A 12,821-nucleotide genomic window follows, 5' to 3' on the forward strand; every position below is an offset into this window, starting at 1 on the left:
ATCGGCTGGTACTTTAAAAGAAATATTGAATACGATAATGAAGAAAGAAATTTTGAATGGAAGGATGTTCGGCCTGTGATCAACGTAGTAAATCATAAAGACTTCCTTAATGTGATTAATGAACTACTTTCAGATTCTAATACAGTCCTTGATGTAGGCTGTGGAGTAGGTGAGACTCTCGAAAAAATTAGTTGTCCAATTAAAATTGGAGTCGATGCGCATCGGCCCTACCTCGAGAATGCTAGGGCGAGTGAAAAGTTTATAAAGTTAAATTTTAGGGCAGAGCGGCTTAGAGAATTATTTTTGCCTAAGTCAATAGATAGCGTAACTATGATTGATGTTATTGAACATTTTGAGAAAGAGGATGCATTAGATGTCTTGAGTCAAGTGGAAGAAATTGCAACCAAAAGAGTGGTTATCTTTACTCCAAGAGGTTTCTTTCGACAACTTGATATCGACCATTATAATTTAGGAGGAGAAAGCTTCCAAAGGCATCGATCAGGATGGGAGGTTGAAGATTTTGAAAAGCTTGGTTATAACACTGTAATTTTTAGCAAGTTCCATGATCATAGTAATAAGGCTTTTTTAGAGGTCTATGGAAAAAATGCTACACCTGTCGATGCCCTTTTGGCTTGGAAAGATTGTTAAAATACTGGGGTCAAAATTAGAGTTTCGTGTATGAGGAACAGACTTTGGAATATATTGTTTACAGAGACTAATAACAGCTTGAATAATACAAGGGATGAGAGTATTAAGATTGGGCTAACTGATAAAGTAAGGATTCTAACTTATTAGCGGCGTGCCGCCAAGTCCAAGATTGTGCGAACTGTAACCCATTAAGAGCAACACGATTTCGTACTGCTTCCTGAGTTAAAAGATGAGCGAGTACAAGGGTTAGTTGATGAGTATCACTAGGGGGGACGAGAAAACAGTTCTCCCCATTTTTTGTATAGTCACGATTCCCGCCGTTGTCAGTTGTCACTACCGCAGTTCCACAAGCCATCGCCTCTAAGGGAGGCATTGAAAAAGCTTCAAAGTAAGACGTTGAAACAAAAATGTCTGCTTGAGCGTAGAAACGGGCCATATCGCTGTCTGCTTGAGCTTTCACTATCTCATAGGGAAGAGGTGCTTGGTAGTTTGCTCCTTCCGGGGCTACAACCTGTATATCAAACCCTGGAACCAATTGTGATAAACCCCTGCATGCTTCCCAAAAATCTTCCGAGCCTTTCCAAGTGTAGCCATGTTCCCTAGAACGAAGAATGTAAGCAATTGTCAATCTTCCCGTAGAAAGAGACTTTTTTGGACAGGGTGAAAAAACAGAGGTGTCAACCCCTCCAGGAATAACTGTACTGTTTTTCCCAGTTTCTTGGAGAATTATTTGGCGATGCCATTCTGATATGGAGATTATCGGAGCATTGATATGGTAAGAAGCTAACGCTTTTTCCTTTTCGGCAACCCATAAGGGTTCATAACCTAGGCTAAGTCGTACGACGCGGCCTTTTTTTGATTCCCAGGCTGGAAAAACAGTGGGATAAAAATTTGGAAGCAGAAAATCGGCTGAAGGAATTGTAGAGGGAGTAAGCTCCTTAACTCTTGTAACCTGTGCTCTCAACGGCCAAGCAACCGCAGCCTTTTCTGGAAGTACAATCTCAACGTTGTGCCCTTTATCCATCATTTCATTGGCTAACTGATAAATAAAGCGTGTCCCCCCTGTTTCCAAACTTATAACGGGAAAAACTATTTTCATATTTTGTCCTCCAAAAAGTTATTGTCTTTTCAGTCTATGTCATTTCGAGCTGCAAGGTTGCAAGATATATGTAAAAATCCATTATTGATTGAATTATTTCTAGTAGATATATGCTTATGTTTGTGTCAACAAGGAGTGGACTGCCATAACCTATAGTGATGATATTGGGGGAGGATGGTTCCTATAATGAAAATCTGTGTCGTGGGGTTAGGGAATATTGGGTTTAATTTGTTCGCTTATCTGGACCAGAAATTTGCTGGAGAGGTCATTGGAGTAGATGTGAATGAAAGCCGAGTAAAAGAGCTGCGACGTCAGGGATATAGAGTAACTACGGATTATAGGGCGTTAACAGGCATAGATGTATGGTTAATGGCACCTTCTACGGGTGATCAGGGTCAAAATTTGTTTTCAGCTCTAGAGCATATGATAATCCGCCCAGGCTCTTTAATCTCTATTGAATCCACTTTGCCTCCTGGAACTATGGTGCGAATTCGGGAGTTTTTAGAAAAAAAGGGATTTGAATTAGGATCAGATCTTTTCTTAATTCATGTTCCTCACAGAGTAATGTTTGGTGTAGATAAAACCGTTTGTGATACACCAAGAGTAATGGGGGCCTTTACAGAAGAATGTCTGGAAAGGGGGCGTGAGTTTTATAAACCTTTGGTACCCCTTCTGGTAGAGGTTTCAGATGTTAAAGTGGCTGAGTTATCCAAAGTTGTTGAAAATGTAAAACGATATGTGGATGTTGCCTTTGCCCAGGAAATTTATGGGTTTTGCGTTACAAATGACCTGAGTTATGAGGAATTGAGGAAAGCTGTTAATAGTAAAAATAATGTTGAACTTCTGGCTACTGATTGGGGAATTGGAGGAGAGTGTCTTCCTAAAGATATGAGTTTTTTAAGAACGGTTTGTTCCTCGGCTTTGTTAGAGGGTGCTGAGATTGCGGATCAAAACTATAGAGATCGAATCCAAGCACAGGTTGGCCAAGGCAGAGAAGTCTGGCTCAAGGGCATAAGCTATAAAACAGGAGTTAAGGATCTCAAGCACAGCAGAGGAGTTGATTTAGTTAGCGCTTTAGAGGCAGCCGGAAAAACTGTAAAAGTTGAAGATCCCTTATTTTCTCCTGATGAGCTACGTGAAGCCGGTTTTAATCCAATCAATCAGCAAGAAGATAATTCTCAAAACATCCAAGAGGATAAAGCTAGAGTAACATTAGATCGTCATAAGGCCTTAGAACCTAAGTGACTAAACTCACTTCAGGAAGTTAGCATTGACCGCTGAGGAAAGTATGAGATTTTCTTCGCATTTCGATTCTTATGATAGAAATAAGTGTAAAAAGGAGCAATATGATGGCAAAGATTTTGGTAACAGGCAGCAGGGGCACCTTAGGAACACGATTAGTAGAGGTACTCAAATATAGAGGACACGATGTTTGGGAAGTCGATTTACAGCATTATCTTGGAGATAAGTATATTAGAGCGGATATCTCTGAGTATCGTCAGTTAGAGAGGGTTTTTGAGCAGGACTATGATTATGTTTTCCATCTTGCAGCTGAGTTTGGGCGCATTAATGGAGAGCACTATTATGACACTCTCTGGAAAACAAATGTAATCGGCACAAGGAATATTTTGGAGTGGCAATTAAAGAAAGGTTTCAAGCTAGTTTTTACAAGCTCTTCTGAAATCTATGGGGAAGCAATAGAGCCTTTGTTAACAGAAGATTTGCCTCTGAAAAAGACGATTATTCAGCATAATGATTATGCGCTGACTAAGTGGGCAAACGAAGTGCAAGTGATTAACTTTGAAAAAAAATACGAGTCTCCTATCGTCAGACTGCGGTTATTTAATGCTTATGGTCCCGGAGAATACTATCATTCCTATAGAAGCGTTGTTTGCCTCTTCATTTATCGGGCATTACAGGGAATCCCATATGAAGTTTTTGAAGGGTACTACCGTGTGTTTATGTATGTTGATGATTTAATACCAACTATAGCCAACGTCGCCCATAATTTTAAACCGGGTGAAGTTTATAACATCGGGGGAACGGAATATCGTAGTGTCAAAGATTTAAGCGACTTGGTGCTTAAATATACAGATGGTAATCAAAAATTAGTTAAGTATCTCCCTGAAGATAAGCACAATACGGTTAGTAAGCGACCAGATATTAGTAAGGCGAAAGCGGATTTGGCACACAACCCCAAAATGTTGCTGGAAGAAGGATTGCCTAAGACGGTAGAGTGGATGAAAAAGATTTACCTGACGGAGAAGAGGCTCTAGATCTTTTATAGAATGGTTTAGTTTACTTCAATGAAGCAAGATCTTATCTTCATTGAAGTAAACTACTAGATTAAGGAGGAAAAGTTATGCTAACCCCTAAAGTTAGTGTGGTGATCCCTACGTATAATCACTCTCGGTACCTTCCTTATGCTCTGGAAAGTGTCATTAATCAAAGTTATCCGAATCTTGAGGTAATAGTTATTGATGATGGTTCAACTGATGGAACAGCAGAAGTAATAAAGCCCTATTACTCTAAGATTAACTATATTTACAAAGAGAATGGAGGTACACCCAGTGCTCTAAATCTCGGCTTATCGAGGGCAACGGGTAAGTATATATGTTGGCTAAGTGCTGACGATGCCTTTATTGAAGACAAAGTCTCAAAACAAGTTGGATTGATGGAAAGTGATCCTAGCTTGGGTTTTAGTTACACAAGCTTTATAGTAATCGACGCAGGCGGAAAAAAACAATATGAGGTTAACTCACCATTTTATCCCAACAAACAGGAAATGGTGACTAAGCTTATGGAGGGTTGCTTTATAAACGGATCCGCTGTAATGATGAGCACTCAGGCATTAAAGACTGTAGGACATTTCGATGTAGGTCTGCCTCAAGCCCATGATTACGACTTATGGTATCGATTCCTTAGGCATTACTCATGTGGTTTTCTTCCAGATCATTTGCTGGCATATCGCTGGCATGGTGAAAATATGAGTAAAAATCCTATTGAAGAATGTTCTGTAATTGTTCAAGAGAGGGCAAAAAAGTTGTTTCCTGAATGGCTAAATTAATTCTGTGAGGAGGCATATAATGGCTTCGCTAACAACCGGATTGATAGAAAATACTAGAGTTTCCAATATAAAACCCTGTTCAACGATTTCGGTTACAGTAACAAATAAAGAGTCGATAGCCAATACTATTAGAGTAAATGGATATTATTGGACTGGAGAAGTAAAAAAAGAGTACGTTTTGGATTTGTTGAATTTGGCTCCCGGAGAGGTAGTTATTCAAAACTATTATGCTCTATTTGAGGCTTTTGAATTCCACTTCATCTCTAGTTTAGATGACGTTGAAATCACGGTTTTAGGTAAGAATGATGCCGGAAGGTCGACCATGAAATATAATATCCTCCCGGTACAACTTTTTTCGCTTGATAATGGAATGAGGGTAGAAGTACCTAAAACGGCTATTCCCTCCGCTCTTAACAGAGTCTATCTTTTGGATCCCAGTAGTAGAAGAATATCTGTGATTGATGGAAACACTCAGACTTTAATAGGAAGTATAATAGTGGGTTCAGGACCTTTAGGGTTAGGGATAAATTCCGTAACAAATCGAATTTATGTTGCAAACTTTGCCAGTGACAGTGTCTCAGCCATTGACGGAGAAATTAACCAGATAATAACCGAGATTACTGTAGGTTCAAATCCCATGGGGGTGGGGGTTAATCCCCAGACCAACAGAATATATGTAACAAATTGGGGGAGTCATAGTGTCTCAGTTATTGATGGATTAACTCATACTGTTATAACAACTGTGAGGGTAGAAGCCTTCCCAGAAGGAGTAATTGTTAATCAAACAGCTAATTTGATTTATATTACTAATCATGGCAGTAACAATGTTACGGTTTTAGACGGAAGTACAAATACTATCAAAACGATGGTAGATCTAGAGAGTAGATAAAAATCTATGAAGGAGCAAGTATATGCTCCTTCTGATTTAAATTTACTGATCACGAAAGGGAATATGCAAATGAAAATTATGACGACCTTGGGTACGCGCCCGGAAATCATTCGCTTAAGCCGGATTATTCCTCTCTTAGATAAAGTATGTGATCATATTTTTGTGCATACTGGTCAGAACTATGACCAAAGATTAAATGATATTTTTTTTAGGGATCTCGAATTGCGGTCTCCCAATTTTATATTGAATTGTCAGGCTTCAACCACAATGGGCCAAATTGGTGAAATACTTTATAAGTGTGAACAAGTAATGATCAAAGAAAGACCTGACCGGTTGCTCATTTTAGGGGATACTAACAGTGCTTTAGCGGCTATGGCAGCTAAAAGGCTGAGTATCCCGGTTTACCATATGGAGGCGGGTAATCGCTGTTATGATGATCGAGTGCCGGAAGAAATTAACCGTAGAGTCATTGATCATTGTAGTGATATTCTAATGCCCTACACAGAACGTAGTCGAGCTAATCTTTTGAAGGAAGGAATTGACGGAAATCGTATATTTGTTACCGGAAATCCTATTAAGGAAGTCTTGAGTTATTATGCTGATAAGATCAGACAAAGCCAAATTCTCGAAACTTTAGGAGTAAGTTCTAAAAGTTATTTTCTAGTAACCTTACACCGAGCTGAAAACGTAGATGATGAGGTGCGTTTTAGCAAATTTATAGCCTCATTTCATAAATTATATAAAGACTACAAAATCCCTCTTATTTGTAGTCTTCATCCTCGAACCCGCTCTCAATTGCAAAAGCAAAGTAAGATTCTAGAAGGGGGAGGAATTAAGATTGTAGAACCATTAGGGTTATTCGATTTTGTTTGTTTAGAGCAAAATGCTTTCTGTGTTCTAAGTGATAGTGGGACGGTTCAGGAGGAGTGTAGTCTATTTAAAGTAGCTAATGTAACCCTAAGAGATGTGACAGAACGTCCTGAAACCGTGGAATCGGGAAGCAATATCCTTTCCGGTTGTAAACTGGAAAACATTTTAAGAGCTGTAGAAATTGCAATAAGTATGGGTTGCGATTGGGAAGCTCCGGTTGAATACCTGGAACATAATGTTAGTAGGAAAGTGCTCAAGATCTTGCTAGGATATTAGAAAACACTATAATTTATTGACTTAAATGAAATGAGCTGTTTTTCATGAACTTGGTTTATGATGATCAGCTTTTTTGTGCTTGTTGAAGTTATTTTTATTAAAATGGAGATTGCCTTATAAAAAACCAAGAAAAATAAAGGTTTATGAAATATACTCGCAGAATTAGAGGAATTTTGACAAAGAACATCGAAAGTTCTATTTTAACCGTTTCTATGTTGTCATTACTGCATCAAATATGGAGGTGCATAAAGATGAAGTTTGATTACCGAGGTATGATCAACGAAACAATGGATACTTTACGAACGCTATTTAATATCATTGAAGACTACGTGTTCATTGTTAATGAGTCTGGATCAATTATTGAGGTCAATGAATCAGCAAGGGAAAAGTTAGGGTATTCCAGAAAAGAGTTGCTAGGGGCAAACATACTGCATCTTTATCCCCCTGAACGACATGAAGAGGCTTTTAAATCTGTGCAAAAGATGCTTGAAGGCCAGTTATACAAGAACACGATTCCTCTTTTTTCAAAGGAGGGTAAATATATTTATGTAGAAACTCGTGTGTTTATTGGCAAATGGCTAGGTAAAAATGTAGCTTTTGGAATAAGTAAAGATATCTCAAAATTTAAAAATCAGCAGCGTTTTTTTCAATCTATGATTGATGCAATCCCTGATTTAGTTTTTTTCAAAGACAATAATAGATCTTATTTGGGGTGCAATAATGCTTTTGCCAGCAAATTTATCGGCTTAAGGAAAGAAGATGTCATAAGCAAGAAGGATAGAGATCTACTTGAAGATGACAGTATGGTTGATTTTATTAAGCAAAAAGATATTGAAGTGTTAGAATCAGAAAAATCGAGCGTGTATGAACAGAGAATAGCTTTGACAAATGGCAATAGCGCAGATGTCGAAACTGTCAAAACACCATTTTATGATGAAAACGGCAATGTAGCAGGGCTAATAGGGATTGCTCGTGATATCTCAGAACGAAAACTCGCCGAAAAGCAATTACAGGTTCAAACAGATTATGCAGAAATGCTGCTGAATACAGTTCCGAGTGCTGTCTTTTCAGTTGATAATAATAAGAAGATTTTAAGCTGGAATAAATGGGCGGAGTATTTAACTGGTTACTCCACGGAAGAAGCTGTCGGAAAAAACTGCTCCTTGTTTTCCGAGGATCCTTGTAAAGAGCAATGCGGACTTAAATTAAATGAAGCTTCTCAACCAATGATTGGAAAAGTATGTACTATTATTAATAAGGATGGAAATAGAAGATATATATCTAAAAATGTAGCTGTTATTAGAAATAAGATGGGTGAAGTCACTGGCGGAATTGAGTGTTTTGATGATATTACAGAGAGGATAAAAATTGAGGAACAACTTCGAGAAAGCGAAGAGAGATATTCTGCCATTGTGAACTGTGCCCCCGAAATAGTAGTAATATTTAAAGTTGGGATAATTGTCTTTGTTAATGATTCGGGCTTAAGAGCTTCTGGATACACAAAAGACGAAGTTATAGGTCAGAGCGTTCAAAAATTTGTTTCTAAAAAGTCAAATGAACTTATTTTAGAAAATATGAAAAGAAGGTTGATAGGAGACACTATCGGAGATTTTGAGATAGAATTCATTAAGAAAACAGGAGAGTTATCGAATTTAATTGTCAAGACTTCTCCAATAACCTATGAAAACGAATTTGCCGTGCTTGCAGTATTGGTTGATATTACGGAGAGAAAACGTGCTGAAGAGGAATTAAATAAAAAAGAAAAGATACTATCCGCTGTTGCCATGTCAATTAAAGAGTTTTTAGATTGCAGTGACTATTTAGTAGCAGTGACGAATTCCTTTGAATTGCTTGGAACAGCGACTCAGGCCGATAGAATTTATCTGTTTCAAAACTCGACGGATGTGGCTGGAAATCGGTATACTAATCAAAAAGTTGAATGGAATTCAGGTACATGTGAATCTCAGATAACTAATTCCGACTTACAGGAAATTCCTTTTCCTAAAATATATAGTTTTATTGAACCACTGATTAGAGGAGAAGCTTATTTTGGAATTGTAAAAGAGCTTAAAGATGACAGAACCCGGGAAATCCTTACGAGTCAAAATATTTTATCCATTGCGGTAATTCCTGTCTTTGTTAGGGGAGATTTCTGGGGATTTGTAGGTCTTGATGATTGTACTTATGAAAGAAAGTGGTCAGAGGCAGAGTTTTCTGTTTTAAGAGCCTTTGCTAATTCTTTGGAGAGAGCAATCGAGCGAAGTTTGATCAATGAGGAATTAGAAAAGTCAAAAAAAACCGCAGAGACCGCCAGTATTTTGAAAGGTCAATTTCTCGCAAATATGTCGCATGAGATAAGAACCCCTATGAATGGAATTGTTGGCTTTGTTGAACTGCTATGTAGAACAGATTTGACAAGAGAACAAAGGGGATTTCTAGGGCAAATAAAGTCAGCTTCTAATGCGCTCCTGCTGCTTATCAACGATATCTTAGATTATTCAAAAATTGAAGCAGATAAACTGGAGCTTGAGAATATCCTGTTTGATATGCATGCCCTTGTAAATGATTCAATAAACCTTTTTGTCCCTAAAGCTAACCGTAAGGGCATCCGAATTAATCTGTTCATTGAGGGAAATGTTCCCAAATGGTTAAACGGGGATCCTAATAGGTTAAGGCAGGTTCTCAATAATATTGTAGGTAATGCCCTTAAATTTACGGAAGCAGGAGAAGTTGATTTAAAGCTTTTCCTTAGGGAAGAAAGGGAAAAAAGTGTAAAGATCCAACTTCAAATCAGTGATACAGGAATAGGCATAAGCAAAGAAGTGTTGCCAAGGTTGTTTACTGTTTTCTCTCAAGCGGATACCTCAACAACAAGGAAGTATGGAGGCACCGGTCTGGGGCTGGCCATTTCTCAACGGATTATTAAACTGATGCATGGTCAAATAAGTGTAAATAGTGTCTTAGGTAAAGGATCTACATTTTTGATTGAATTAGAATTAAATAAGCACAATGCTAACACAAACCTTAATCAGGAGAATATACAGATTCTAAGCAGAGACTTACTTACAACTGACTATGGTGCTCAGAAGGAGTTAAGTGATGAATTTTCAAATGTGGAAAAAGAAGAAAAAGGTCTGCCAAATAAGGCAATAAGAAATAAAGAATTAACGATCTTACTGGTGGAAGACACTTTAGCGAATCAAAAGCTAGCAATTGTTATGTTGGGACAATTAGGATATAAGACTGAGTTAGCTGGGAATGGGCATAAAGCTGTGGAAATGTGTAAGATAACAAAATACGATATTATTTTGATGGATTGTCAAATGCCAATAATGGATGGGTATGTAGCATCAAGCAGGATTAAGAATGAAGGATTGAACAAAGATACTGTAGTTATTGCCATGACTGCTCATGCTATGGAAGGGGATCGTGATAAATGCCTTAAAGCAGGAATGGATGACTACATCAGCAAACCAATTTTAATGAATGACCTTGATAAAATGATCCAAAAGTGGTTAAAAAAATAGTGCAGTTAGCATAAATATTGTGCTTTTTGTGGTTTTAGTTAAAAGATTTAAAAAGGGAGAACGTAAATGAGTCAGAGAATAGTGGATATAATTGGCTTTAAAGAGGATTTAGGACTAGATTATGACACTCTGAAAGATCTTTATAAGGTTTTTGCTGAAGAATTGATACAGGAGAGAGAAAAGGTTAATAGCCACTTAATCTTACACGAAGTTGAAATTATTAGAAAATCCGTACACAATATCAAAGGTATTGCCAGTAGTTACAGGGCTATATTAGTATTTGAAAGTGCGAGGGATTTAGATGTTAAGCTAAAGCTTCAAGACTTCGAAGAATTAAACAGCTTTGTTGCAGATCTAAATAAGAGAATTGACGAGGCAGTCAAAGAACTTAAAATTTATTTTGGGGAAAAACAGATCTTAAGTTAAGACCATTATAAATGTACAAATTTCATAAAGTTTTCTTAAAGAAATAATTACTAAAAAGCTAATTAAAACAACCCAAAAACGGTTGATTTAATTAGCTTTTTAACATATTACTTTTAAAGTTGCACAAAAGTATTTATGCCTTAAGCATAAGAATTTGGTGACCTTTGGTACTGCAGCGGTGCGTTAGGAACCGTTAAACTATTTATAAAGACTTAACGAATTCTTAGGAAGAGGATTGATTTATATGTCACGGTTGGAAGCCGATGTAGAAATAGACATTAATACAAAAGATGAGGTAGGAACCTTAGCAACCGCCATTGCGAAAATGACAGATAACCTGAACGAAGTCATGACTTATATCAGTTCAGCTTCGGAACAAGTTGCTGTAGGCTCCAAACAACTATCCGATTCTAGTATTGCACTCTCCCAAGGGGCCACTGAGCAAGCCAGTTCAATAGAAGAGTTGAACCTAGCCGCAAGATCAGCAAATGCTGCAAAAGAAACCACCGCAATGATAGAGGGATCTATTAACAAGACCGAGGGTGGTACAAAGATTGCCAATGAGACAGCAGAAGCCCTCAATCAGATTGTTACTAGTATTGCGAGCGTTGCTGAGTTAGTCAGAAATATCGCAGTGGCCTCTAATGAACAGGCATCCGGTATCACACAAATAAATCAAGGAATTATGCAAGTGTCAACTGTAGTGCAAACTAACTCTGCCACATCAGAGGAAAGTGCAGCAGCTAGTGAAGAGCTTGCTAGTCAAGCAGAACTGCTAAAACAACAGCTTTCGAGGTTTAAATTAAGAAAATCTCAATGTTCAAGAGAAACCTGTAGAGGAATGGAGGATTTAAATCCTGATGTTCTCCAGATGCTTGAACGTTTAAGCAATAAACAGCCAGTCCACATGAATTTGCAAAAAGAGGCAGCGGCAACTAAATCACAAAAGATAGCTTTAAGTGATAACGAGTTTGGTAAATACTAAATTATGAAAAAACCACATATCCAACTTAAAAATACAAAGAACTACCCCGACTTAAAAACAAGTAAGAGTTTCTAAGCCCGGGATAATGTGAAATGTAAACACAACATATAATAAAGAACCTCTGAGAGGTTCTTTATTATATGTTACTGTTGTAAGAATTCTTGTACATATAGGTTGCCATAAGCTGATCCGTAAGCAATTCCGACTCCTACATGTGTGAAGCGAGGGTCTAGGATGTTGGCTCGATGGCCAGGGCTTTGCATAAGGGCAGCCATTGAAGCTGGGACCGATTTGTTTCCAGAAATGTTTTCTCCTGCCCAGCGTACTGTAATACCCGCCTGTTGCATCATGGCCCAAGGACTCCCATAGGTTGGAGATGTATGGCTAAAGTAGTTGTTAACTTTCATATCGTTGGCCTTGGCTCTTCCCACTGCTGTTAGACGTAGGTCAGCAACAACTGGATTTAAGCCGGCAGCAGCACGTTCTTGATTGATCATGTCCACCATGAGTTGTTCATCCGCTGTTAAAGCTGATACAGGAGGAATTGAGTTGTTCGTTTGGTTAGTTGGAGTGGGTGCAGGTGCCGGAGTGGGAGTTGGGGTAGGAGTAACTGGAACAGTGTTTTGAGTGTAATTCTTTAAGGAAACAACATTTCCTTGGGTAGTGGGTGATGCTCCAACATAAACATTTGTCGGAGTCGAAACTGTTGGCTGGCTTCCTTGTACTGGAGTAGGGGCTGGAGTTGGAGTTAAAGGAGTAGAAGCCGGAGCGGGAGTAGTGACGGGAGAAGAAGGTCCAAGGCTGATAACCGAACCGGATAATTGACGAGGAGCACCAATTAACAAGGCAGCTTGAACCGGTAACGCAACAGTGGACATTAGAGCAGTCAGTTGAATTCCCAGCAAAATCTTTATGTAACTTTTCACGATCCTTTGTCCTCCTAACTTTATTTAAGGCTTGTCTTAAGACAACTGCAGTATAACATGAGAGGTTGTCTCTTGGAACTGGTATTTTATAGCAATACTATTTCGCAA

10 protein-coding genes and 1 pseudogene are annotated in these 12,821 nt (G+C 38.3%); 9 read left to right on the forward strand and 2 right to left on the reverse strand.

All coding sequences use genetic code 11. From position 1 onward, the window contains the following. Positions 1–111 precede the first annotated feature (111 nt). Positions 112–648 carry a class I SAM-dependent methyltransferase gene (locus tag DESMER_RS01665; protein WP_148275314.1) on the forward strand — a complete coding sequence of 179 codons (537 nt, stop codon included), beginning with the start codon at positions 112–114 and terminating at the stop codon, positions 646–648. 103 nt (positions 649–751) lie between these two features. Here DESMER_RS01665 and DESMER_RS01670 read toward each other — a convergent pair whose 3' ends face one another. Then, complete coding sequence (locus tag DESMER_RS01670; RefSeq protein WP_014901331.1) at positions 752–1,747, reverse strand: glycosyltransferase family 4 protein; 996 nt, start codon at positions 1,745–1,747, stop codon at positions 752–754. Positions 1,748–1,933: 186 nt separating this feature from the next. On the opposite strand from DESMER_RS01670, the gene DESMER_RS01675 reads away from it, so the two are divergent. The 8 genes and pseudogenes from DESMER_RS01675 to DESMER_RS01710 form a co-directional block, all read left to right on the forward strand. Beyond that, on the forward strand, positions 1,934–2,992 hold the full coding sequence (locus tag DESMER_RS01675; protein ID WP_014901332.1) for an NAD-binding protein: 1,059 nt from the start codon (positions 1,934–1,936) through the stop codon (positions 2,990–2,992). Positions 2,993–3,096: 104 nt separating this feature from the next. Further along, a complete protein-coding gene (locus DESMER_RS01680) occupies positions 3,097–4,023 on the forward strand; it encodes an NAD-dependent epimerase/dehydratase family protein (RefSeq protein ID WP_014901333.1) in 927 nt (308 codons plus the stop codon). Between the two features lie 86 nt (positions 4,024–4,109). Further along, the gene (locus DESMER_RS01685) at positions 4,110–4,814 is read left to right on the forward strand and encodes a glycosyltransferase (RefSeq protein ID WP_014901334.1); all 705 of its coding nucleotides are present in this window, start codon (positions 4,110–4,112) and stop codon (positions 4,812–4,814) included. Between the two features lie 19 nt (positions 4,815–4,833). Then, positions 4,834–5,703 carry a YncE family protein gene (locus DESMER_RS01690; protein WP_014901335.1) on the forward strand — a complete coding sequence of 290 codons (870 nt, stop codon included), beginning with the start codon at positions 4,834–4,836 and terminating at the stop codon, positions 5,701–5,703. 6 nt (positions 5,704–5,709) lie between these two features. Beyond that, positions 5,710–6,849, forward strand: coding sequence for a non-hydrolyzing UDP-N-acetylglucosamine 2-epimerase (gene wecB, locus DESMER_RS01695; protein ID WP_014901336.1), 1,140 nt, complete (start codon positions 5,710–5,712; stop codon positions 6,847–6,849). A gap of 251 nt (positions 6,850–7,100) precedes the next feature. Continuing rightward, positions 7,101–10,376, forward strand: coding sequence for a PAS domain S-box protein (locus tag DESMER_RS01700; protein ID WP_014901337.1), 3,276 nt, complete (start codon positions 7,101–7,103; stop codon positions 10,374–10,376). 66 nt (positions 10,377–10,442) lie between these two features. Next, positions 10,443–10,802, forward strand: coding sequence for a hypothetical protein (locus tag DESMER_RS01705; protein WP_042333266.1), 360 nt, complete (start codon positions 10,443–10,445; stop codon positions 10,800–10,802). A gap of 256 nt (positions 10,803–11,058) precedes the next feature. Further along, positions 11,059–11,787 (forward strand): annotated as a pseudogene (locus DESMER_RS01710) (HAMP domain-containing protein); the annotation flags it as partial. A 143-nt stretch (positions 11,788–11,930) separates the two neighbouring features. Here DESMER_RS01710 and DESMER_RS01715 read toward each other — a convergent pair. After that, entirely contained in the window at positions 11,931–12,713 is a 783-nt protein-coding gene (locus tag DESMER_RS01715) for a CAP domain-containing protein (RefSeq protein WP_014901338.1), read from the reverse strand. Positions 12,714–12,821 lie beyond the last annotated feature (108 nt).

Source organism: Desulfosporosinus meridiei DSM 13257 (assembly GCF_000231385.2).
Taxonomy (GTDB): domain Bacteria; phylum Bacillota; class Desulfitobacteriia; order Desulfitobacteriales; family Desulfitobacteriaceae; genus Desulfosporosinus; species Desulfosporosinus meridiei.